General features: G+C 36.5%; 23 protein-coding genes. 20 read left to right on the top strand and 3 right to left on the bottom strand.

Going from position 1 to position 24,392, the window contains the following annotated elements:
- Nucleotides 1–4 precede the first annotated feature (4 nt).
- The 7 genes from walK to rlmH all read left to right on the top strand — a co-directional run bounded on the left by walK (nucleotide 5) and on the right by rlmH (nucleotide 7,310).
- The gene (gene walK, locus FSZ17_RS23070; RefSeq protein WP_057772429.1) at nucleotides 5–1,834 is read left to right on the top strand and encodes a cell wall metabolism sensor histidine kinase WalK; all 1,830 of its coding nucleotides are present in this window, start codon (nucleotides 5–7) and stop codon (nucleotides 1,832–1,834) included.
- Nucleotides 1,831–3,159: a YycH family regulatory protein gene (locus FSZ17_RS23065; RefSeq protein WP_057772431.1), complete on the top strand. Its 1,329-nt coding sequence runs from the start codon at nucleotides 1,831–1,833 to the stop codon at nucleotides 3,157–3,159. Before walK ends, FSZ17_RS23065 begins: the two co-directional genes overlap by 4 nt.
- A complete protein-coding gene (locus FSZ17_RS23060; RefSeq protein WP_057772433.1) occupies nucleotides 3,146–3,952 on the top strand; it encodes a two-component system regulatory protein YycI in 807 nt (268 codons plus the stop codon). The genes FSZ17_RS23065 and FSZ17_RS23060 overlap by 14 nt, the downstream gene beginning before the upstream one ends.
- A gap of 6 nt (nucleotides 3,953–3,958) precedes the next feature.
- On the top strand, nucleotides 3,959–4,753 hold the full coding sequence (locus FSZ17_RS23055; protein WP_057772435.1) for an MBL fold metallo-hydrolase: 795 nt from the start codon (nucleotides 3,959–3,961) through the stop codon (nucleotides 4,751–4,753).
- 362 nt (nucleotides 4,754–5,115) lie between these two features.
- Nucleotides 5,116–6,339: a S1C family serine protease gene (locus FSZ17_RS23050; RefSeq protein ID WP_057772437.1), complete on the top strand. Its 1,224-nt coding sequence runs from the start codon at nucleotides 5,116–5,118 to the stop codon at nucleotides 6,337–6,339.
- A gap of 231 nt (nucleotides 6,340–6,570) precedes the next feature.
- Nucleotides 6,571–6,750 carry a CxxH/CxxC protein gene (locus FSZ17_RS23045; protein WP_057772439.1) on the top strand — a complete coding sequence of 60 codons (180 nt, stop codon included), beginning with the start codon at nucleotides 6,571–6,573 and terminating at the stop codon, nucleotides 6,748–6,750.
- Nucleotides 6,751–6,830: 80 nt separating this feature from the next.
- Nucleotides 6,831–7,310 carry a 23S rRNA (pseudouridine(1915)-N(3))-methyltransferase RlmH gene (gene rlmH, locus FSZ17_RS23040; protein ID WP_057772441.1) on the top strand — a complete coding sequence of 160 codons (480 nt, stop codon included), beginning with the start codon at nucleotides 6,831–6,833 and terminating at the stop codon, nucleotides 7,308–7,310.
- Between the two features lie 131 nt (nucleotides 7,311–7,441).
- Here the strand turns inward: rlmH and FSZ17_RS23035 are convergent, their stop codons facing one another.
- Nucleotides 7,442–8,794 (bottom strand): S8 family serine peptidase, encoded by a 1,353-nt coding sequence (locus FSZ17_RS23035; RefSeq protein WP_228460260.1) that lies wholly within the window; start codon nucleotides 8,792–8,794, stop codon nucleotides 7,442–7,444.
- A 363-nt stretch (nucleotides 8,795–9,157) separates the two neighbouring features.
- On the opposite strand from FSZ17_RS23035, the gene FSZ17_RS23030 reads away from it, so the two are divergent.
- The 4 genes from FSZ17_RS23030 (at nucleotide 9,158) to FSZ17_RS23015 (ending at nucleotide 14,043) form a co-directional block, all read left to right on the top strand.
- Nucleotides 9,158–9,514, top strand: coding sequence for a nucleotide excision repair endonuclease (locus FSZ17_RS23030; protein ID WP_057772443.1), 357 nt, complete (start codon nucleotides 9,158–9,160; stop codon nucleotides 9,512–9,514).
- A gap of 87 nt (nucleotides 9,515–9,601) precedes the next feature.
- On the top strand, nucleotides 9,602–10,558 hold the full coding sequence (locus FSZ17_RS23025; protein ID WP_057772445.1) for a TRM11 family SAM-dependent methyltransferase: 957 nt from the start codon (nucleotides 9,602–9,604) through the stop codon (nucleotides 10,556–10,558).
- Nucleotides 10,559–11,003: 445 nt separating this feature from the next.
- Complete coding sequence (locus FSZ17_RS23020; RefSeq protein WP_228460259.1) at nucleotides 11,004–12,524, top strand: alkaline phosphatase D family protein; 1,521 nt, start codon at nucleotides 11,004–11,006, stop codon at nucleotides 12,522–12,524.
- Between the two features lie 382 nt (nucleotides 12,525–12,906).
- A complete protein-coding gene (locus FSZ17_RS23015) occupies nucleotides 12,907–14,043 on the top strand; it encodes a UDP-N-acetylmuramoyl-tripeptide--D-alanyl-D-alanine ligase (protein ID WP_057772447.1) in 1,137 nt (378 codons plus the stop codon).
- A 118-nt stretch (nucleotides 14,044–14,161) separates the two neighbouring features.
- On the opposite strand, the gene FSZ17_RS24045 is transcribed toward FSZ17_RS23015, so the two are convergent.
- Entirely contained in the window at nucleotides 14,162–14,785 is a 624-nt protein-coding gene (locus FSZ17_RS24045; RefSeq protein WP_057772449.1) for a lytic transglycosylase, read from the bottom strand.
- 38 nt (nucleotides 14,786–14,823) lie between these two features.
- Nucleotides 14,824–15,429 (bottom strand): polysaccharide deacetylase family protein, encoded by a 606-nt coding sequence (locus FSZ17_RS23005; RefSeq protein ID WP_057772452.1) that lies wholly within the window; start codon nucleotides 15,427–15,429, stop codon nucleotides 14,824–14,826.
- 230 nt (nucleotides 15,430–15,659) lie between these two features.
- On the opposite strand from FSZ17_RS23005, the gene FSZ17_RS23000 reads away from it, so the two are divergent.
- The 9 genes from FSZ17_RS23000 (at nucleotide 15,660) to FSZ17_RS22965 (ending at nucleotide 24,373) form a co-directional block, all read left to right on the top strand.
- Nucleotides 15,660–16,646: a polysaccharide deacetylase family protein gene (locus FSZ17_RS23000; RefSeq protein ID WP_057772453.1), complete on the top strand. Its 987-nt coding sequence runs from the start codon at nucleotides 15,660–15,662 to the stop codon at nucleotides 16,644–16,646.
- A 49-nt stretch (nucleotides 16,647–16,695) separates the two neighbouring features.
- The gene (locus tag FSZ17_RS22995; RefSeq protein ID WP_057772455.1) at nucleotides 16,696–18,681 is read left to right on the top strand and encodes a DUF3880 domain-containing protein; all 1,986 of its coding nucleotides are present in this window, start codon (nucleotides 16,696–16,698) and stop codon (nucleotides 18,679–18,681) included.
- 24 nt (nucleotides 18,682–18,705) lie between these two features.
- Complete coding sequence (locus tag FSZ17_RS22990; RefSeq protein WP_057772457.1) at nucleotides 18,706–19,893, top strand: DUF3880 domain-containing protein; 1,188 nt, start codon at nucleotides 18,706–18,708, stop codon at nucleotides 19,891–19,893.
- A gap of 42 nt (nucleotides 19,894–19,935) precedes the next feature.
- Nucleotides 19,936–21,153, top strand: coding sequence for a DUF3880 domain-containing protein (locus FSZ17_RS22985; RefSeq protein WP_057772460.1), 1,218 nt, complete (start codon nucleotides 19,936–19,938; stop codon nucleotides 21,151–21,153).
- A 272-nt stretch (nucleotides 21,154–21,425) separates the two neighbouring features.
- A complete protein-coding gene (locus FSZ17_RS23585) occupies nucleotides 21,426–21,563 on the top strand; it encodes a hypothetical protein (RefSeq protein WP_156416241.1) in 138 nt (45 codons plus the stop codon).
- 195 nt (nucleotides 21,564–21,758) lie between these two features.
- Nucleotides 21,759–22,574, top strand: a complete 816-nt coding sequence (proC, locus tag FSZ17_RS22980) for a pyrroline-5-carboxylate reductase (RefSeq protein ID WP_228460258.1) — start codon at nucleotides 21,759–21,761, stop codon at nucleotides 22,572–22,574.
- A gap of 443 nt (nucleotides 22,575–23,017) precedes the next feature.
- Nucleotides 23,018–23,473, top strand: a complete 456-nt coding sequence (locus tag FSZ17_RS22975; protein ID WP_057772463.1) for a MarR family winged helix-turn-helix transcriptional regulator — start codon at nucleotides 23,018–23,020, stop codon at nucleotides 23,471–23,473.
- Nucleotides 23,474–23,537: 64 nt separating this feature from the next.
- Nucleotides 23,538–24,038: a VOC family protein gene (locus FSZ17_RS22970; RefSeq protein WP_057772465.1), complete on the top strand. Its 501-nt coding sequence runs from the start codon at nucleotides 23,538–23,540 to the stop codon at nucleotides 24,036–24,038.
- 137 nt (nucleotides 24,039–24,175) lie between these two features.
- Nucleotides 24,176–24,373: a hypothetical protein gene (locus FSZ17_RS22965; RefSeq protein WP_057772468.1), complete on the top strand. Its 198-nt coding sequence runs from the start codon at nucleotides 24,176–24,178 to the stop codon at nucleotides 24,371–24,373.
- Nucleotides 24,374–24,392 lie beyond the last annotated feature (19 nt).

Below are 24,392 nucleotides of genomic sequence, written 5' to 3'. Positions count from 1 at the left end.
TTCAATGAAAAAAGTTGGTTTTTTTCGTTCTATTCACCTAAAATTTGTCATTATCTATGTGCTGCTTATTTTAATTGCTATGCAGATTATTGGTGTATACTTTGTTAGGCAATTAGAATTTACGCTTAAAGATAATTTTAAGACAACCATCCAAGATCGGGTGAATTTGCTCGCTTATTATCTAGAGGAACAGATGATGAAGGTGCGAGTGCCAGATGAAGACCCGTCTCTTGAGGAGGACGTATATAAATTACTGAGGGATTATTATTCTGAGGATATTAAGGAAGTTCAAGTAATTGAAGCCGATACGTTAAAAATTCTTGGTACCTCAGACCCTGATAATCAAGGCCTCGTAGGTCAACGAACCACGGATAATTTAGTAAGGATGACGATTGCTACAGCTCAGCCAGTAACGGAGGATTTGATCGACCGTAATACCGGCAATAGAATTTGGGTTCTTGTCACACCCATTAAGATAAATGGGGAAGTGAAGGGTGCGATTTATCTCGTTGCAAAAATTGAAAATGTATATGATCAAATGAAGCAGATTAATAATATTTTCATTTCTGGAACAGCGATAGCCCTTGCCATTACAGCTATTTTAGGTGTTCTACTTGCTCAAACCATTACCCGTCCGATGTCAGATATGAGAAGGCAAGCCCTTGCCATGGCAAAGGGGAATTTCTCACGGAAGGTTAAAGTGTACGGAAATGATGAAATAGGTCAATTAGCGATGACCTTTAATAATTTAACGAAGAAATTGCAGGAGGCACAAGCGACAACGGAAGGGGAGCGGCGCAAGCTGTCATCTGTCCTTTCGCACATGACAGATGGTGTGATTGCAACAGATCGTAAAGGCAGGGTTATTTTGATCAATGAGCCGGCTGCTGAGATGCTGAATGTTTCACGTGAAACAGTATTGTCAATACCGATTGTGTCTCTGCTTGGTCTTGACGAGGATTACACGTTTGAAGAATTGCTCTCTGAACCCGACTCCGTTATTTTAGATTTCAGCAAGCCAGCAAACACGTTAATATTACGGGCAAATGTATCTGTGATTCAAAAAGAAACTGGATTTGTTAATGGACTTATTGCCGTCCTCCATGACATAACTGAGCAGGAAAAAATTGATATGGAGCGTCGAGAATTCGTTGCGAATGTTTCCCATGAGCTAAGAACGCCATTAACAACAATGAGAAGTTATTTAGAGGCACTCGCAGAAGGAGCATGGCAGGATGATGAGATTGCTCCAAAATTTCTTGAAGTTACTCAGACTGAAACCGAGCGGATGATTCGTCTTGTTAATGATCTGCTGCAGCTTTCGAAAATGGATAGTAGGGATTACAAGCTTAATAAAGAATGGATCGATATTATCTCTTTCTATAATCGAATTATTGACCGCTTTGAACTTTCAAAACAACAGAATGTCACATTTGAGCGCAAGCTTCCTACTCATTCAGCATTCGTTGAAATCGATGGAGACAAGCTTACTCAAGTCATTGATAACATTATTTCGAATGCCTTGAAGTACTCCCCAGAAGGCGGCAAAATTACGTTCCGTCTTGAAGAGAAGAATGATATCGTCGTGATCGGTGTTTCTGACCAAGGAGTAGGGATACCGAAAAACAATATTAATAAAATCTTTGAGCGTTTTTACCGAGTGGATAAAGCAAGAACGAGGAAGCTAGGCGGTACTGGTCTTGGGCTTGCCATTGCTAAGGAAATGGTGGAAGCACATGGCGGTGAAATATGGGCAACGAGCAAGGAAGGAAAAGGGACGACCATTTCTTTCAGCCTGCCTTACCTTCGTACTGAAGAGGATGATTGGGAATGACTTATGAAAATATTAAATCACTCATATTAGTCATTTTAGTAGGCTTTAGTGTGCTTTTAACATGGAGCATTTGGACGTACCAGCCAAATTATGAAATTATGGAAAAAGCAAAAACGGTTCAGGAAGTAGAAATTAGTGCGAAGAAAGAAGCAAAAGAAATTATTAAACCGGATCGGATTTATTACCATTATGATAAAGACAGGCATTATGGGACGATCGATCCAAATGAAATAGAAAAAGTAATGGCAGAGATTAGCAGATGGAATTTTTCAGATTTTGTCAATATTTCAAGTCAAATAAAAAATTATTCTTCTTTCATCCATAATCCTGGGAATGCGGTTATTCTATTTCCTGATTCGATTCCATTTGAATTTTTTCGAACCATTATTAATACGAAGGAAAAAAAGATCCCTGAATTCTCTTTCGATCGAATTGTCATCAATCTAGAAGAAGTACAGAAGGATCATGGCTTTGTCTATTTTGTTTCTACAGAAAATGAGGAAGTTTACAGAAGTCATGTACCAGCATCGTTCGTGCATAACTTCAAGAATAGCTTCTTTAAAAATGCCGAATACAGTCTAAACTTTGCAAAGTATTTCCCTTATAAGATTGCAAATGATCGAGTTCTATTCTTGCCTGTGGAAGAGACGAAAATGCAGCGCTATCAATATTTATCAACACCCTTAGATTCTGAGAAATTTATGAATGCCTTATTTAAAAACCCAAGTGTCGTTCAGAAAAATGATCCAACCTCGGGAGAAGAATATACGAACGGATCAAGCATAATGCGTGTGAATTATGATGAAAGCACCCTTTCCTATATCAATCCTGTTGAAAACAATGAGAGTTCTTTTATTTCTAATAATCTTTTAAAAAGAAGCATTGATTTCATTAATGAGCATGGCGGCTGGACAGATGATTATAATTATCAATTTGTATCCATGGATGAACTGGATCACCAAGTGCTTTTCCGCCTTTATGACGACAAAGGGTATCCTATTTTTAGCGAAGGCAGCGGCATTTCTGAAATTAGCCTAACATGGGGTCCAAATGAAATCTATAAGTATTTACGCGGTAATTTTTCGATCGGTTTAGAGATGGAAGCGTCAGACACGACGTTAAGCTCTGGGGAGGAAGTCATACAGTTTTTGGAATCGGAAGGATATAACATGGATAACGTAGAGGATCTTGTAGTGGGATACACCATGGAGAAAAATGCAAGGATCATCTACTTAGAGCCTTCCTGGTATTATCGATACAATCATACATGGAATAAATTATCGATGGATGATATAGAAGGAGGGCAAAACCGTGGATTGGAGTAGGATCAAAACTATTTTCATCTTAACCTTCCTTGTCCTTGATATTTACTTAATGTATGAATTCTTTACATTGAAGGATTCGAGTCAGTATGAATATATAACGGAAGCATCCTTTGAAAAGCGGCTTAAGGCTGACGAGATTGAGTATAAAGAGCTTCCGAAAAACCATACGAAAGATATGTATTTAAGTGCGAAACCGAAGAATTTCAATAATGAGCTAATCGAATCGCTAGAGAAAACAAAGTTAAAAGGCCAGGAGCTTGAAGTGAGCTCGGACAATGCCTTAGTGTCTAAGCTTGATAAACCGTATGAGCTCAAAGATAAGTTTGAAGTGGCAGATGTCAATTCCTTTGTCAAAAATAATGTTTTGAATGGAGATCAATATCGTTTTTGGAAGAAGAAAGATAATGTAATTTATTATTATCAGCAATTCAACGATAAGGTTTTTTACCATAATAATAGCGGTCAATTGGCCATCTACTTGACTGATGGAGAAAATGATATTGCATCCTATCGGCAAACGATGCTTGAAGATATTGAAGAGCTATCTAAAGAAGAGAAGATTATTCAACCTTTAAAGGCCATTGAAGCATTGTATGAAAATGGTTCTCTGGAGCCTAAGACTAAAATTACAAAGGTTGAGCTAGGGTATTATACTTTTGTTCAAACGAACACGTCACAGGTTTTGACACCTGCATGGCGATTTGTCATTGACGGTAAAGAGGATTTATTTGTCAATGCCTTCGAGGGTCAGATTTTCCAATTAAACACCGAAGATAAAAATATAGTGGAGTGAGAGAATATGTCTTTACAATTCAGCGTTCTCGCGAGCGGAAGTACGGGGAATGCCGTCTTTGTCGAGACGGAGGACCATTCATTTTTGGTTGATGCGGGATTGAGCGGAAAGCAGATGGAAGCTTTATTTCAAAAGATTGATCGAGATATGGGGAAACTCTCCGGATTATTAGTGACACATGAGCATAGCGACCATATTAAAGGAGTCGGGGTGCTTGCCCGCAAGTATAAATTGCCGGTCTACGCAAATGAGAAGACATGGAAGGCGATGGACAATTTAATCGGACAAGTCCCTGTGGAACAGAAATTTACCTTTGAGATGGAGACAGTGAAAGCATTTGGCTCTTTAGAGATTGAATCCTTCGGCGTATCACATGATGCTGCAGATCCGATGTTCTATGTCTTTCATCACCAAGGCAAGAAGCTTGTCTTAATTACCGATACAGGCTATGTCAGTGATCGGATGAAGGGACTGATTTCTAACGCGGATGCTTATGTGTTTGAAAGCAATCATGATGTTCAGATGCTCAGAATGGGACGTTACCCATGGAGTATTAAGAGAAGAATTTTAAGTGATGTCGGCCATGTGTCCAATGAGGATGCAGCAATTGCGATGGGCGAAGTGGCTGGGGATCGGACGAAGCGGATTTATTTAGCTCATTTAAGCCAGGATAATAATATGAAGGATTTAGCGAGAATGTCTGTATCACAAACACTCGAAAGCAAAGGAATTATTGTAGGAGAGCAGTTCGAATTGTATGATACAGATCCGAAGATTCCGACTGCCTTAACAGCGGTCTAAGGATTGAATGGTTAAAAGAGTACGGATGAGAAAGTCTATAGGGTACACGGACAGAAAATTGATTTGTTTATTGAATCACTTTCTGAACGCGTACCTATAGGCTTTTTTTAGTACGTTAAGAAAGTATAAATTGCCAGCGCAGAAGATGATTCGACGTATTTGCCAATTTTAGGAATTAAGTATAAGTGCAACTACGCCTCTGTCTTCGCCTTTCCAAGGCTCGCCAATCGGCGAGTTTTCTTTATGGATTTTTAGTAGATTCTTTAAAATGATGGATTATAATATTGAATTAGGAGGAAGAATAAATCTTAGCACTTATTTCTTACACCATTAGTTAAGAATGAGGAAAGGAATGGTCCAGTATGGGTTACTATGATCAAGATTATGAAAACAGTAATAAGAAGCAAAAGGGAAATAAGGGCGGTTATTTTTTGGCGAGCCTTGTTGGGGTAATTTTAGGTGCCATTCTTGTCATTATTGCCATCCCGATAATTTCAGGTTCTGATGTTTTTCCATTTTCTGCGCAGCCGGATGAGCAGGTGCAGGAAAACGCCGGTAATAAAGGGAATCTTCCTACACAAAATGTATCCTTAAATGTAGTATCAGATGTGACAAAAGCGGTGGATAAAGCAGGAGATGCTGTTGTTGGAGTAACCAATATTCAAACGACCAGCTTCTGGGGAGAAGGCGGCAGTGTGAATGAACCGGCTGGGACTGGATCAGGCGTGATTTATAAAAAGGCTGGTAACAAAGCGTATGTTGTGACAAATCATCATGTGATTGAGAACGCCAACAAGATCGAGGTTACTTTCGCAGATGGGACTAAGGTGCCCGCTGCGCTTAGAGGCAGTGATATATGGACGGACCTTGCCGTTCTTGAAATTGATGAAAAAAGTGTGAAAAAAATTGCTGAGTTTGGCAACTCGGATGCTTTAAAGCCTGGCGAGCCAGTTATTGCAATTGGAAATCCTCTTGGCCAGACATTCTCAGGTTCTGTTACACAAGGAATTATTTCCGGAGTTGAGCGTACAATCCCTGTAGATATTAATGAAGATGGGGTTGCGGACTGGAACGCAGACGTATTACAAACTGATGCTGCGATCAACCCAGGAAATAGTGGAGGAGCTTTAGTCAATATTAAAGGCCAAGTCATCGGCATTAACTCGATGAAAATTGCTCAGCAAGCGGTAGAAGGCATTGGATTGGCGATTCCGATTAATTCTGCTCAGCCGATCATCAATGATTTAGAGAAATTCGGAGAAGTGAAAAGACCTTATATGGGCGTAGAATTAGTATCAGTGAATGAGATTTCTAGGTATCATCAGCTTGAAACCTTAAAATTGCCAAGTGATGTCAATTATGGTGTGGCGCTAAGAAGGGTTGTACCGAACGGACCAGCTGCTCAAGCAGGATTAAAGGAGCTTGATGTCATCGTTGAAATGGATGGAGAAAAAATCTATGATGTTGTCGATCTTAGAAAGCTTCTCTATAATAAAAAGAAAATTGGCGACCAATTAGAGATAAAATATTACCGTGGTGGAAAGATTCATAAGACAACCATGAAGCTAAGTGAAGAGACGTTATAATTAAATCGTTTTGAGGGGCAGGAAAGCGAAGAAAGTGCTTTCCTGTTTTTTTAACGCCAAGTTTTTCTAATAGGGAAAAAGACGGATATTAACATTGTGCATAACATTGGATAGGGGTCGACACTTTCGATTTAGGTTCTGTTTTGTTAAGATGTAGTGTGGATAAGTGAAAAAAATAAAATTAATAGAAATTATCCACAATTCGAATAATGAGAATAGGTGTATTTTTATATGAAAGGATTGGAGAAAATGATTTATAGTTGTGAGGAACACATTGATATAGCAATAGATACAGTCGTTGACGAGCACGAAACCTTCCCGATTTTAACCAAGATTTCAGAGGAGGAAAAGTTATCAACAGCCTGTGAATATTGTCGAAATTCGGCAGTATATCTTGTGGCGAACGAATGATCCCACACAATATGTGGATAGAAAATGTGGATATGTGTATAACTTATGTGGATATCTTGTTTGTAAAGTGAGGATTACGTGTGAATATCTCCATTATTACCGTTGGAAAACTAAAAGAAAAATATTTAAAGCAAGGAATAGATGAATATTTAAAGAGACTTTCAGCCTATGCCAAAATGGACATTATCGAAGTTCCGGATGAAAAAGCGCCAGAAGAACTTAGCGAATTGGAAATGCTGAAAGTCAAACAAAAGGAAGGCGAACGCATCTTAGCAAAAATCAACCCAGATGCCCACGTCATTGCCCTTGCAATTGATGGGAAAATGAAATCATCAGAAGAGCTGGCTGATGGAATGGATAAGCTAGCCACTTACGGAAAAAGTAAAGTAGCGTTTGTAATTGGTGGATCGCTTGGGTTGAGTGAGGAAGTGTTGAAGCGGGCGGATGAGAAATTAAGCTTTTCGAAGATGACATTTCCGCATCAGTTGATGAAATTGGTTTTGGTGGAACAGATTTATCGGGCGTTTAGGATTATTAGGGGTGAACCGTACCATAAATAGAGAAGAATTAAGCGTTATTAAAAAACAAAGTAAAAAGGATCGATTCGTCAGATCCTTTTTACCTACTAGATGGTTCTATTTAGCTATATCTCAAATAACCCTTTTGTTCATACATTTGAATTATTACGATTTTATTTTCTATTTAAAGCATTTACTGCATTAATAGAACCAAATCCAGATTCTCCATCATATCCCGGCTTAAACCAGTCATCAGCAGAGCTTTGGATAATATGTTTAACTTGAGAAGGACTTAAAACGTCCTTTCCATATTTTGCAATAATTACACCAGCAAGTCCTGCCGTTTTAGGAGCAGCCATGGATGTTCCTGCATAAAAAGCATATCCACCTGGAACAGTAGATAGACATAATTTATTTCGATCTCTTAATGCTGGATCGCCTGTTTCTAGCCAAGCAGTACCATAATCACCACCAGGAGCGATTACATCAATTTTACCTACACCATAGTTCGAATAGTAAGTTAGATTCTTCTCAGCTCCGCCGGCAGATACACGAATCAAAGACTGGCTACTTGGGCTTCTATGTGTTGCTCCCTTATCATCTCCTGAAAGCTTCCCTGGACTTGAAATGTCCACTCCTGCATTTCCAGCTGAGCCCACAACTGTTACTCCCTTTTTAATAGCATATTGGATTGCACGGTTAAATAAACGAACGTCTGCAACAATTTCCTTGGTTGCATATTCTGGATTTTGGAACCAATCATATCCACCTAATGACATGTTTACGACATCAACATTATCATCAGCAGCAGTCATTAGAGCATTGGCAATATCAGAAGTGGCAGCTCCACCATCAGGGCCAAATACTCGATACGCAGCGACCTTTAGTTCAGGACCGATTCCTAATACTCTACCATTGCCTGCAATGGATCCAGCAACATGCGTACCATGACCATCTTCATCCATTGGACTCTCTATACCAGGAACAAAAGACTTTCCGTATGCATAGTTGTCCTTTATATCTGCATGAGTAAAATCGATACCTGTATCTACTACAGCGACTATAATATCTTTATTATTAGTAGATTTTCCTGTTCCTCCTGTCATATTCCAAGATGCACCATTGTTTGTTACTTGCTTTATATCCCATTGGTAGGTGTTATAAAGATCATTTGCAGATGAGGCAGAGAATCCTTCTTGGAGAAATTCAACATCTACAGGTGCTTCGGGATAAATCGTACTCTCAAAACCAGCATCCAAAACATTTGAACTTTTTTGGATTTCAGACAAGAAAGTAGGGTTTTCTGAAGTTACCTTAACAGCACCCAAATTAGGTAAAGCTTTTTTTACTTTACCACCAGATTTTTGAATTACTTCTAAATAGTTTGATGGGAGATTCGTATCTGATTTAAAGACAACTATGTAGTTCTTGTCCACTGATTGAGCATGTCCAACCCCAAAGCTACCAAGAAAGGCAGCAGCACTCAATGTTACCGTTAATGCACCTGCAATGAATTTTTTTTTCATTAATATCCCCCTTTTGTTTTGAGAATTTTCTAACAATTATTATTATATAATTCCCTAATTTATACTACAATGGGGTGATTTTGTTTGATTCTGTCATTATATAGAATTAATTTACAAAAATTTTCGACAAGCTTTGCATACGCATCTATTAACGTATTTTGCAATCTTATTATTAGGCGCTTCAATCCAACAACTTATAATAAGGGATTGGCATGGAATACAATTTGATTATGTTGTAAGTAATACTGAAGAATAAAAATCGCATTTAGAGCAGTCACGGAGAACCATATCATAAGTAAATTAGTTTTTTAATTCCTATTATGATAGCATTTAATGAGATATTGAAAGAGGAAGTGAACGTAAATGATAAACATAACGATTCCAAAACCAAGTGTGACCATTACGAAACAGAAGAATCCTGAGCTAAGTAATATCTATGGGTTTACTGATTTTCATCTTATCCCTAGAGATAAGGGTGGTATTTTTATGTTTTATAACAATAAACATGAGCTATTATTTGTTGGGAAAGCAAGGAAGCTGAGACCAAGAATTAAAAAGCATTTTGAGGATACTGTATCCCCAATCAAAATGCATAGAGATGAAGTCACTAAAATTGAAGTTTGTGTTATTGAAGACCCTGTACATAGAGAAATTTACGAAACGCATATTATTAATGAATTAAAGTCTAAGTACAATATCGATAAAGTGTTTTATAAGTAAAGCTTCGTCAGGAGAGGCAATAGGTGTAGTCAAATTAGATCATACCTATTGCCTTTTATCATTAGATCGATTAAAGGATGAGAACTGTTGGGTAGTAAAGACAAAAAATTAACGACCTATATATATACATACAACTGTTATGAAGAGGAACGCTCATTATGTGCTTTGGAAATGCGTTCATTATTTGGGCGTGAGCCTCAAACTAGCATTGTGGAAAGTCATGTAAAGATTGATCCTAGTCGAAGTCCGTTTATTAAGGAAAGAATTTCTGTCATTTATGAGGAGGAAAGCCTTCAAAATCTCCTCAAACAAGTAGAATCCTTACAAGTGACTGGTGAAACGTATAAAGTAGTATATGTAAAAAATGGTGATCGTTCAAAAACGGAAAAGGCAGGATTTGAAAACCGGCGTGCCATTGAGAAGGATATTGGATTACATATTAACGGTGTGGCTGATCTTCATCACCCAGATCGATTGTTTGGCGTCATGGTAGTAAACGGAAGATGGGTATTCGGTGACTATGTTAAGAGTGAGCCTGTTTGGTTGCGGCATCAACAGAAGCCACATAGTTACTCTACTGCGCTTAATACACGTATGGCAAGAGCTGTTGTAAATATCGCTGTTCCTAATCCAAGTGGGATAAAGGCCATTGACCCTTGCTGTGGAATTGGAACCGTCCTAGTGGAAGCTTTATCAATGGGAATTGATATAGTGGGGAGTGACAGAAACCCTCTTGTTCTTGGTGGAGCAAGAGAAAATATCGCACATTTTGGGCTGTCTAGTGAAGTGAAACTAGCAGATATCCGTGACGTCACAAATCAATATGATGTAGCGATAATCGATTTACCCTATAATTTGTGTTCTGTCATCACGCTAGAAGAGAAGACTGAAATGCTCCAAAGTGCGCGTAGGTTTGCTAAAAAAGTCGTAGTGGTAACCGTTGAACCAATTGATGAAATCCTCGTAAATACGGGATTTGTCATTATGAACCGGGCTGCCGTTAAGAAAGGTTCATTTACTCGCGAAGTGATTGTATGTAAGTAAATTCTTTTAAAAAATATGTCAATTTGAAAGAAACCATTACACAAACCTAAATAACTCATTTTTCATCCATTGATAAACAGCAACAATATTTCCTGTTTATTAATGGATAAAACTAAAAAAGTATTTCCAAAATAACATCTCTATTGGAAGATCTAGTTAAAAAGACATCCTCTTACGTTTAATCATTCTGCTTTAACCTCTGTTATTTAATGGAATTCCTCTGCTTCTTTTATCCTTATATTCCATGTTGGAAATTAATCCTAATCTATCATTTTTATTCGATTTACATATATTTTACAAAAAGTTCAAATTCTACATACAATTAGAGCCTAAACTTTTCCATGAACGCAAAAGGAGGATGAATATGAGAGAATTTGACAATAATCGTAGAACATTCTTAAAAAGCACGGGAAAGGGAATAGGAATTGCTCTTGGTGCGACTATTGTGAGTTCGTTGCCTATCGGGACGGCGTCAGCAGAAGAGAACAACAAATCTAACAAACTACAATATCCCTTTACATTAGGGATTGCTTCTGGCGACCCGCTACCAGATGGGGTTGTCTTATGGACAAGACTTGCGCCGGATCCATTAAATGGGGGCGGCATGGATAACCATCCATACCCAGTCCATTGGGAAGTCTCACTTGATCCCGATTTTGAAAAAGTCGTCAAAAGAGGAACTGAACTTTCCAAGCCTCAACTTGGCCACTCTGTCCATGTAGAAGTTGAGGGCTTGAAACCTTCCACATGGTATTATTACCGATTTACAGTACGCGCTGAAGTCAGTCCAACAGGCAGAACAAAGACGGCACCGGCCAATAATAGCGAGGTTGATCAGCTTAACTTTGCCTTTGTTTCTTGTCAAAACTGGCCTACCGGCTTTTTCACAGCCTATCAACACCTGGCCCAGGACGACTTGGATTTGGTCGTCCATCTTGGAGATTATATTTACGAAGGAAGTGTTAATTCAAAGGTTCGTCCATTGAATTATACTGCTCCTGAAATCTATACGATTGATGATTATCGTAATCGTTATGCTCTGTACAAAATGGATAGCGATTTACAGGCTGCCCATGCTAATTTCCCATGGATCGTGACATTTGATGACCATGAAGTGGATAATAACTTTGCGGGGGATATTCCGCAGGATCCAGACAAACAACCAACTGAAGAATTCTTGAAACGGAGAGCTGCTGCTTTCCAAGCTTATTACGAACATATGCCGCTTCGCCGTACATCGTTTCCGCAAGGTAGTGATATCCAAATGTATCGCCGTTTGTCATTTGGTAATTTAGTAGAATTTAATGTTTTAGATACTAGGCAGTACCGAGACGATCAGGCAAATGGAGATGGATGGAAACCCCCAACCTCTGAATCTGAGGATCCAAGCCGTACCCTTTTAGGTGAGGAACAGGAACAATGGTTATTAAATGGATTGGCTGTATCACAGGCCAAATGGAAAGTACTCGCTCAACAAGTCTTCTTCGCTCACCGCGATGGTGATTTTGATCCTGACGAAGAGAGTGTAAGTATGGATGCCTGGGATGGATATCCTGCCGCACGCCAACGTATTGTGGACTTTATAGCTGAAAACGATATTAAGAATGCCGTTGTTCTTACCGGGGATGTTCATACCAGCTGGGCAAATGAAATCAAGGTAGACTTCCATGACCCTGATTCAAAAAATGTGGGGGTTGAGTTTGTTGGAACTTCTATTACTTCCAATGGAGACGGATCTGATGTAAACAGCAATACACCTCAGTACCTGAAGGAAAATCCGCATATTAAATTCTTTAATAACTATCGTGGATATGTGCGCTGTAAAGTGACACAAGACATTTGGCAAACAGATTATCAGGTCGTTAAATATGTAACAAGACCAGGTGCCTCAATCAACACACGTGCCTCTTTCGTTGTGGAAGATGGAGTACCTAGCTTGAAGCAATTAGTATCGAATCCAGTGTAGAGTTGAGAATCTAATTTACTTTTGATAATTGAATCTATGACTTTCAAAAAGAGAGTGATTGAATGGAAATTTGATCATTCTCTTTTTCTATGGGGGCTACTATCCTTGAATTCGCCTTGTAGGTTATCCAATAATAATGTCTCTCATCCAATCTTTCCTTTCCTATATATAAATCTCCTATTATAAATAAAAATACGGACCTTTTTATTCTGTCATCATACATCTCCTTCCATAATGTGTAATTATATAAAGGGCTAGTAACTGGATATATAAACAAAAAAGTAGAGAAAAAATAGCCGTTACTATTTTGTCATAACGGACATAAAATAAATCAATGATAACAGGATTTAATGGAAATCAACTGGATAGAGGTGATTTTTGAATGGACGATACCAAGATAACTGGGAGGCCGATCATTGCGATTACTGGAAGTGCAGGGAAAACGACAACAAAAGAAATGATCGCTTCTATATTGCAAAATCGTTGGAAAACATTTAAATCTTTTGAAAACGGGAATGACGTTTGGTTTACATCTCAGTATGCAAAACAACTAGATCCATCTTATAATGCAGTTGTTTTAGAGTACGGTATGAGATACTCGGGTGATATCACTAAACATTGTAATCTGATCCAACCCAACATAGGGATTATAACTAATGTAGGAAGTGCTCATATTGGGAATTTCAATGACCAGGGAATAGATGGGATAGCTACCGCAAAGTCAGAATTGATTTTAAACATTAAGCCGCCAGGGATGTTGCTATTAAATGGGGATGATATCAATTCAAAACTATTAAATATTAAAGGGTTTAAGGGTGAAATAATAACAGTTGGTTTCACAAAGGAGGCCAATTACTATGCTAGCCAAATTGCTTACACCAAAACTGGTATGATCTTTCAAGTTCCTATTAATGGAATAGATTATACCTATAAAATCCCGGTTTTTGGGAAACACAATGTTTATAATGCTTTATTTGCTATTGCGCTTGCACATCGGTTAGGATTTACATTTAATGAGATTATGGTTGGGTTAGAAACCTATGGTAAAAATTATCCTGACTATTATAAGTTGGATGTTCAACGCTTTAAAGATGAAATTACATTAATTTCTTACACTTATGATGCAAAGCCAAGTGCAGTGAAAGCAGCAATTGATGTTTTAGTTAATATTGGAGAAGGGAAAACTATTGCATTCTTAGGGGATATGGTTGAATTAGGAAACTATTCGATCGAAGAACATAAAAAGGTAGGCAGATATTTAGCCGCCCAGAAAAATATTAATTACCTTTACACTTTTGGAAAAGATGGAAAGTACATTGGACAAGAAGCTGTAGAATCAGGTTTTCCAAATGATAATGTTGTAAATATTTCCTCTATTGATCAATTTGTTAACACCATAAAGGAATCCTTGACACCGAAAACTACACTTCTGTTGATGGGTTTTATTTATGATAAAGAATCAAACCAAATAGAATTATATGAAACGGTAAAATATATATGTAGTATATTATCAAAGTGATGATAAAGTTTGGGTAAATCGCCGATAACCGTAAGCCAGATTTTTTTCCTACATTCACTTGACCATACTAAAACAAAACCCCCTAAGTTGAGATTCTAGTCCAACTTAGGGGTTCACTTCAATTCTGGTTTTCTTCAGAAGGTGTTTTTAGTCTACAATTGGAATAAGAAAAAACCGTTTGAACATACTCCCGAGTTTCTTCAATTGGAGGGATACCACCATACTGTTTTACTTTATCAGGCCCGGCATTGTATGCAGCAACTACTAATTCCCAATCCTTAAACTCATCAAAAAGCTCTTTTACATACCTGGCCGCCCCATCAATCGATTGAATCGGGTCACAAGGATTGACAGACAACCAATTGGCGGTTTGTGGCAATAATTGCATTAATCCAATGGCTCCTTTTTTTGAAACTACATAGGGGTCACCACTACTCTCAGCCAACATAATACCAAATAAAATTGGAAAAGGAATTTCGTATTGTAGTGAAAATTTTTTTATGGGTGTTATCCAATTTAAGATCCGATCATTATTTATTAAATCTGGAGGCAGAATGATGTCATCTATTTCGGGGAATTCTTTAATTCTTAGTACCTGATCGATAAAAATGGTATCAGAAGAAAGATTGTTAAGTTCTTTCAATTGACTGAAGGTGACTCCAAATTTTTTTGATAAGCCCCATAAAGTATCTCCTTCTCTCACAGTGTAATGTGTAAATTTTCTATTATCGTTTTTGCTCACTGTTCTACTCCTCTCGGGTAAAAAATAAGGATTTCCCTTTAAATCTTTAATATCTCATTTATGCTTCCTATTTTTAACTTTTTATCCAAAGCTTTTTCAATTAAATATGGAAGTGCTTTAAGCGAGGATTCAGTTGGGTGCATCAAAATGATTGAGCCATTTTCGATGTTAGGAGCAATATTATTAATGATCTCATTGGGATTTTCAATCTTCCAATCGAATGTATCCAGTGACCATAAGATCGTTACCATATTCTCTTGTGCAGCTGCTTCAATGACTCTTGTATCAAATGATCCATATGGAGGGGTGAAGTATTTAGGTTGCACTTCTAATACTTCGTTTATTATTTCATTGGTTTTAGTAATCTCCAAACGAATTTCTTCTGCCGATAGGCTTCTCATATCCTTGTGAGAATAGGCATGATTTCCAATCTCATGATTCGAATCTTTAATCATAAGGGCTAATTTAGGATGCTGTTCAACCCACCTTCCTTCGAGAAAAAAAGTAAGGCTAATATTCCTTTTCTTAAGTAAATCTAACAAATTTATTAGATGCTCATTTCCCCAAGCTACATTTACTATAAAAGAAATCATTGGAATGGCTTCATTGCCATAATAAATAGGCATCAAGAATTTATTTTCCATGTAGAACCCCTTCTTGCTGTTGATGATTATTTAATATATGTACAAACCAAATAAAAGGTATACATAGATATCATAGTTTTTAAAATAGGACTCTAATAATTTTTCAGTAAAACACATTTTTGTTAAAGTGGGCCAACTCCCTATACATCTTTCTAATAGAGACATATCATATTTTCAAGGCTCTTTTAATATCAAAATAAAATGGGTACTGGCAGTTGGTGAGAAAGATAATGAATGTACAGAAAATGGATATTTATGTTGATGGCTATAAGGTTCAGTGCAATTACTATGAAGATAATGGATATATTATGATTCCAGCATTATTTTTTAAGCATACTTATGTTTTAGTAGACTGTGATAGGGAACAACAGTCAATAACACTGAAAAAAAATAACCTTACAATAACATTCTATAAAGAGCAATTTGTGGTCTTATTAGAAGAAGAAAATCAAACAAAATACGACACTTTAGTGGTTATGCCTTTTGAGTATGATGAAAAAATCTTTGTCCCGTTTCAATATGTCAGTCAAAAACTAGGAATGTCTATTTTAGAATGTTCAAATTCCCATACAATAAAGTTACTAACCAACCTTTCTTTTAAAAATGATGAAACTGTTTTTTATAAGGGACGGGCAAATAAAAAAAGGGCAGCATTAACTTTTGATGACGGACCAGATATTATTAATACTCCTAGGATATTAGACATCCTCTACGAAAAAAAAGTTCAAGCAACTTTTTTTGTAATTGGTCAACAAGTTCGTTACTATCCCGAAATATTTAAAAGAATTATTAATGAAGGACATGAGGTAGGCAACCATAGCTGGAGCCATCCAAATTTTATAGAACTAACAACTGCTGAGATTAAAAATGAAATTGAATCCACCGAAGAGGTAATTAGGTCACACATGGGAAGATCGACATCAATCCTTCGTCCCCCATATGGTTTTTTTGCTAAATCGGACATTCAAATAATCAATGAATTAGGCTATAAGGTAATTTTGTGGTCAGTAGATACACTGGATTGGTTTGGATTAACAAATGAAGAGATTATTTCAATTGTAGATAGAGATTTAACAGAAGGGGCAATTATTTTACAGCACTGCTTTCATTCAACAACAGGTAGGCTTGATGGAACAGTTAAGGCTTTACCTAAGATTATTGATAAGTTAATAAATGAAGGATATGAAATTGTTACGGTCTCGATGTTACTGGAATAACGATTAAATTAAAAATTTTTATCAACCAAGAGTAGTAAGGAGTGATTTAATGCGCATTTTATTCTTGGAAAGTCATCCAATGTGGATTCATGGATTACCAAACGGATTTATCGATGCGGGGCATCAAGTAAGAATTTCTGGTCCATTAGATGATCTGGACATTCCTAAACTGATTTCAGAATTTCAACCAGATTTAATTATTACAATGGGATGGGGTCCTGAAAATTCAACGATAGACAAACAAAATAAAATTTATGAAGGTACCAAAAATGAAAATGTTCCACATGTATATTGGGCAACAGAAGATCCGACATCCACTGAAATTTTTACGATGCCTTATATTCGTCGAACCCATCCGGACTTTGTGTTTACCATTTGCCGGGATCAGGTAAAGTACTACAGAAATTTGGGAATCCCTTCGGATCATTTAGATTTTGGATATCATCCAAAAGTTCATTTTCCTGTAGAGATTGATTCTCAGTTCTATTCTCCTGTAGCCATTGTTGCGAATGGCTATCCAAAAAAGCTTTCTTATTTCCCAGGTCACTTCCGTCATCAATCAATGAAAAACTTAATTAAACCATTATTAGAGAATAATATTCGTATAGATTTTTATGGAACCAATTGGGAACATATGGGTCCGCATTTGGGTGTAGAAATCCCCAAGGATTGGATTCGTGGATATATTGATTATAAGAGTGCTAATAAAATATATGGTTCTTCTGATATCATAATAGGTTTGCAAAACCTGCCGACACAATTAACGCAGCGAACATATGAAGTACTGGGATCTGGAGGATTCTTACTAACAAACAGCACATCCGAAGTCAATCGGGTCTTTACGGCGGGACGAGATTTAATTACATCATCATCCCCTGAAGAAACTCTTGAAATGGTTAATCATTTCCTTCATCAGCCGAAGGACAAGCAAAAAATTAAAAAGCAGGGCCTTGAAGCAGTACAGATTCACTCTTATAAAGTTAGAGCCCAATATATGTTAGATGTTTTAGAGAAAAATGGGGTCTTTAAAAAAGGGAAAAGTGTTTACAGTTTAAAAATGGAAAAAAGAACTACTTATCAACAGGGTGAATTTGAATATTATAAAGTTCAAAATGGGGATACGCTGTATCGAATATCTAAGGAATTTGGTGTGGCCATTGATCAGTTAAAGCAGTTAAACGGATTAACTTCAAATATCATTGATACGGGCTTACCTTTGAAAATTAGATTACTAGAAAAGAAAATGAAGGATGTTATAGATAATAAATACGATTACTATACCATTTGTCATGGAGAAACGTTGGGAAAGATTTCAAAAGAGTTTGGCATTCCAGTAGAAAAACTTAAAAATGATAATCATTTAGTAACAGATTATATTTACGCTGGTCAACCCTTAAAGATTGATAGGGAGTATACCAACTCAATACCATTACCTTCTGTTCTCATTTCTAAAGGTTTAAAAGATGACAAAATGATTTCCTTAACATTTGATGCTGGCGCTAGTGCAGAACATACGGAAATGATTTTAGATGTTTTAAAAAGTAATAATGTACAAACAACAATGTTTTTAACGGGGAAATGGGTAGAGAAATATCCACTTCTTGCGAAAAGAATCGCTTCTGACGGCCATGAAATTGCAAATCATACGTACAATCATCCGGACCTGACGAAATTGACTAAAAATGAAATCATATTAGAATTAAAACGGACATTTGCTTGTTTTGAAAAGGTTCTTGGTGATAAGGGGAGCCCTTTTCTTCGTCCACCATATGGAAATTGGAATAAGAACGTTCTGGAAGCAGCAGGTCAGATCGATATCCCTTTTACAATATATTGGAGCATAGATACGATTGATTGGCAAGAACCGACTGTAGATACCATTTATAAACGTATTTTGTCCAAGCTTACAGGTAATGACATTGTATTAGCCCATCTAAATGGGAAACCTACTGCAGCTGCTATAAATCTAGTCATACCAGAACTCAAAAAACAAGGATATAAAATAGTAAAAATAAGTGAAATGCTAAAAAACTGAGTTTTTAATTAATGAGGGAAAATTATGCGTGTATTGTTTTTAGAAAGTGATCCAATGTGGATTTATGGTCTTCCAAATGGATTTTGCGATGCTGGACATTTCGTCATGGTTTCGGGTCCTCTGACTGAAGATAGTATTGTTGATATACTATCAAGTTTTCAACCAGAGTTAATCATTACGATGGGTCACACAACTGAACATACAAAAGAAAAACAAAAAATGATCAGAGAGTATGTTACGTGTACAAATATTCCCAACGTCTATTGGGCAACAGAAGATCCAGGGTATACGCTGAACTTCTCACTTCCTTTAATTCAAACAATTGAACCTGACTTTGTTTTTACCATTTGTCCCTCCAGAGTTGATTTTTATCGGAAAGAAAACATTCCTTCGGCACACTTAGATTTTGGATATCACTCAAGTGTTCATTCTCCTTCCGAAGTTCATGAAAAATATAAGGTATCTATTGCAATTGTAGCGAATGGTTATCCAATGCTTTATGAAAAAAGGCCGGATCACTATCGTTTTAAAGCACTTCGTTCACTCCTCAGTCCATTTCTGGAAGAAAATATAAGAATTGATTTTTGGGGCCGATACTGGGACCAAATGGAGCAAATCCTTGGTAAGAAAATTCCCGATGAATGGATTCATGGGTTTATCCCTTATACGGAAGCAAATAAAGTGTACAGCTCTGCGGATATTGTTTTAGGTGTACAAAATCACGATACCCAATTAACTCAGCGTACCTATGAAGTGCTTGGATCAGGAGGTTTTTTGCTTACAAATGATACATCTGAAATTAGGAGATTATTCTCGCCAGGTCAAGATCTTATCGTTAGTAATTCTTCTGAAGAAACGATTGACCTTGTAAGATACTATTTAAGTCATCCTGAAGAACGTATGAAAGTAAAGAAAGCGGGTATGGAATCCGTAAAAAAATACTCATACGAGCAACGGGCGAACTATATAATTGAAACACTCATCGGTGCTAGTATTCTTTCGAGCAGTACGAAAAACAATGGAGCAGGAAAATTAATTCATTATGTTGATACATTAAAGGAAAATTATGAGGTTTATGTAATTCAGTCAAATGATACTTTATGGAGTATATCAAGAAAATTTGGGGTAAGTATTGACGAAATTAAGAAGTTAAATAGACTTAATTCGGACATTATTGAAGTTAACCATTTTTTAAAAATAAAAAAGAAATAACTAAAATTGTAAATTCTATTAGATAAAAAAAGAGGTGAAAAAATGCGTATTCTCTTTTTAGAGAGCGGGGAAATATGGAGTAATAATTTAGCTAGAGGATTTACTGCCAATGGGCATGATGTTTTAATTTCAGGTCCGATTAATAAAGAGAATCTATCCAACATGATTGAAACCTTTAAACCTGATTTTGCTATTACCATCGGGTGGGGAGAAGAACACACAAAGGACAAGCAGAATCTAATACGACAACAGATGGAATCAAATAAAATTCCTCTAGTTTATTGGGCTGTAGAAGACCCTGCTTATACAGAAGTTTGGTCTATTCCATTAATAAAGACTATTAAACCCGACTTTGTTTTTACTATAAGCCCTGATAAGGTAGATACCTATATACAATTAGGTATTCCTTCGGATTATTTAGATTTCGGATATGAAGAGACTATCCACCATCCAATTGATAGCAATTCCAAATTTGAGTCACAAATTGCAATTGTTGCAAATGCATATCCCAATATTTTAGAAAACTATCCGGAACATTTCCGCCATAGGTCTTTAGATATCTTAATTCGGCCACTTCTTAAGGAAAATATTCGTATTGATTTTTGGGGTAGAAATTGGAGTGAAATGGGTGAATATTTTGGCGTTAAAATACCGAAAGAATGGATCCATGGTTTTCTTAATTATGCAGATGCCAATAAAGTGTATTGCTCCTCAAAGATTATATTAGGTTTACAAAACTATCCTAACTTATTGACTCAACGAACCTATGAAATTTTAGGATCGGGCGGCTTTCTCTTAACAGTAGATACACCTGGCGTTAGGAAAATGTTTACACCAGAAAAAGATTTAGTTGTCTCTTTAACCCCGGAAGAAACCATACAGAAAGTTAATTACTACCTTAATCAATCCGAAAAAAGATCCCAAATCCAAATACAAGGCCGTAAATCGGTTGAAGTACATTCATATAAATTTAGAGCAAACCAAATAATCAACACATTAATTGAAAATGATATTCTAAAAACTCGTTTAAAAGAAACTAAAGGAAAAGGAGAAATTTTATATTTTAGTCCAAATAATCATTACGAAACCTATGAAGTTCAAAAAGGAGATACTTTATATAAAATTTCTAGAAAATTTGATGTATCCATTGAGGAATTAAAAACTTTAAATGTGTTAACCTCTGATTTGATAGTTGAAAATCAAATACTAAGAATAAGAAAAAGCTTTTTTAGTACATGCACTAATCCATTTGACTGTTAATGCCAACGGAGATGTCACGGCAATAATCAGTGAATTAAAAACCTCATTTTGATATGTTATGGAGAACCATATCATTAGTAAATGAGGTTTTTAATTCCTGTTATAATAGCATTTAAAGAGATATTGAAGAAGGAAGTGTTTTATAAGTAAAGCTTCTATTCCGGAGAGGCACTAGGTGTAGTCAAATTAGATCATACCTATTGCCTTTTATCATTAGATCGATTATCCGTTTATTAAGTAAAGAATTTCTGTCATCTATGAGGAGGAAAGCCTTGAAAATCTTCTCAAATAAGTTGAATCACTTACAAGTGACTGGTGAAAAGTTTAAAGTAATATATGTAAAAAATGGTGGTCGTTCAAAAACGGAAAAGGGGCTGTCGTTAAGAAAGGGTCATTTACTCGCGAAGTGATTGTATGTAAGTAAATTCTTTTAAATATAGGTTTATTATTAAAGCATTCTATCCTAGTTAAGTTTGAATAAATCAGTAACGATCACTCAACTATGTAGTTTTTTTGCCTTGCTATACTTATAATAAGAAAAAATAGCTGGATTAGAGATAAATTTTCTTAAAAGTTTTATTAAAATAAACACCAAGGAGATTTTAATGATGAAAGTGGGATTTATTGGGACAGGGAATATGGCAAGTGCGATTATTAAAGGAATGATTAATAATGAGCATACAAAAGCGGAAGATATTTTTGTATTTGATGTAGATACAGAAAAGATGCATCTGTTTGCTTCTGAAACTAAAATGAATGCATGTGCATCTAGCGAAGAGGTAGTAAAACTGACAGACATTTTGATTTTAGCGGTTAAACCAAATCAATTTGAGGTGGTTTTGTCGCCATTGAAAGAATTGATTAAAGACAACAAACCGCTGATCGTTTCAATTGCAGCAGGTACTTCTATTGAAAAAATTCAAAAGCTTATAGAAGCAGGAAATGACCAGGCGATCATTAGGGTAATGCCAAACGTCAATGCCATGATTGGTGAAGGTGCTGCAGCTGTATGTGGAAATAAAGCAGCTAGTAAGGAACAAGTGAACTTTGTTTTAGGAATGTTTAATGCGATTGGTATGGCAATTGAATTACCTGAAAATCATTTCAGCACCTTTACGGCCATTGCAGGCAGCTCACCAGCTTATGTGTATTTATTTATTGATTCATTGGCTCGTGGGGCTGTAAAAAATGGATTACCGAAAGATTTAGCAAATAAAATTGCAGCACAAGCTGTTTTAGGAAGTGCTAAGATGATTCTTGAAAGTAACGAGGATCCATGGGTGCTGATTAATAGAGTTTGCTCTCCTGGTGGAACAACGGTTGCAGGATTAGTGGCATTAGAAGATCAAGCTTTCATCTCAACCGTGATCAAGGGTGTTGATGCTACGATTAAAAGAGATGAGGAATTAATGAAAAAATAATTCTAGCTGGTGTTCCGAATTTATAAGTGTTCCGAAGGACATAACCATTAGTATTAGAAGAGTAGAATATGAGAGCATCTTAATCTAGGATAACTCTTTGATTATAAATTATTAGGCATGATTCGACATATAATTGAATCATGCCTAATGTATTAATAGAAAGTAATGCTAAAAGAAAAATAATACGTAAAACATTACCATAAGTAGATGAGGTTATAAGCTGAGTTTTTTTGCTAGATGAGGAATTCCGGCAGTAGCCACCGTAAGGGCTATGAAGAATTAATAGATTTAAAGTGGATGTTTTGTCAAATAAAGTAGTTTAAAAAATAATAAAGTTGTTTAATTTTCTTGTTATGTTAACGAGGGTACTTAATCCTCTTGACATCAAGAAACAATTACCATACAATTTAATTCGAATTCTAACTAATATAAGAGGGATACACATGAATAGTCATCTGAACACATCAAACTGGGATTGGGAACAGGGGCCAATCGGACGAATGACCAAAGTAGCTTATATCACCTTAAGGCGTGAAGTTGAAGAGCATCTTAAGCAAATCGGACTTACACACACTCAATGGAGCGCATTAGGTATTCTTAATCACTTTCCAGGAATCACTTCATCGGAGTTAGAGATAATCCTCATGATCGAACGCCCAAGTGTAACAAGTCTTATGAATGGTTTAGAAAAGAAGAAGTTAATTATTCGTAAGAACCATCCAGACGACGCACGCTATAAGCAAATCTTCTTGACGGATGAAGGAAAGAAGATGGCAACGGAGACGCAGCAGATTACGCACCTTGTTGAGGAACGGGTTAAAGAAGGTTTCTCAGCTGATGAATTTGAAACGTTTAAAAAGTTACTCATCAAATTGGTTAACTTGTTTGAGAAGAAGTAAGCCTAATTTTTTTTAAAATATTAGTTAGAATTCTAATTATATTCATCAAAGGGAGTGAATTTTCATGAACAATGAACAACAGAAAGAACAGAACCCTAAAATATCATCGTGGAGGGGATTTCATCATATAGCTTTAATAACACGGAATCTAGATGAGACGATACGTTTTTATAAGAATGTGTTAGCGATGCAGGTTGGGACTGTTTATCCGGCGTTTAAGAAAAGGGGAAGACATTGTTTTATTAGGCCCGGCAACGTAGAAACGTGGGGCATTCATTTCTTCGAATATCCGGACGCACAAATTTTCCGAAGCGACGAGGAACTTAAGCGTTTGTCCAAGAATCCAGCGGCAACGGAGCTATACAGCTTTTTGCCGGGTGCCCTTCAGCACATCGCATTTGCGATTCATTCTGAAGAGGAGGGGCTTACTTTGAGAGCAAAACTATTGAGCGAAGGTATTATCATGACTGATATTTACGATCAGGGCAAAATAAGAAATTTTATTTTCACGGATAACAATGGAATTCAATTAGAGGTGGCGTGGCCGAAAGCGATTACTAATTGAGAGTCAAGTGTTTGTTTAGCTAACTGGTTCGTTAGTTGCCTTACTAAAAGCAGCAACCGCCAGTATAGATCAATAATTATGAATGACATTGTTATACATGGTAGATAGATTTGGTTCTTGAAAGGAGTGGATATCTTATGAAGTTCATGAAATCGCAAATGAAACAATTTGTCAAAGATAATAAGGAATTGCAAAAGCGTTTAAAAGAGTTGATGGAAGAACACGGCCTTGAGAAAAACTTTGCACTTAAGGCTTTGTATCATTCAGATGTTGCTGACGGAGGAAAGTATCAGTTAAAATACCAAGCACTAGACTTGCCAAAATCGAAGGAGTAACAGGGGAGAAATTGGCATT

Origin of the sequence: Cytobacillus dafuensis (genome assembly GCF_007995155.1) — a bacterium.
In the GTDB taxonomy this organism is placed as follows: domain Bacteria; phylum Bacillota; class Bacilli; order Bacillales; family Cytobacillaceae; genus Cytobacillus; species Cytobacillus dafuensis.
The sequence above is the reverse complement of the archived record's forward strand: the minus strand, read 5'-3'. Positions and strand labels throughout refer to the sequence as shown.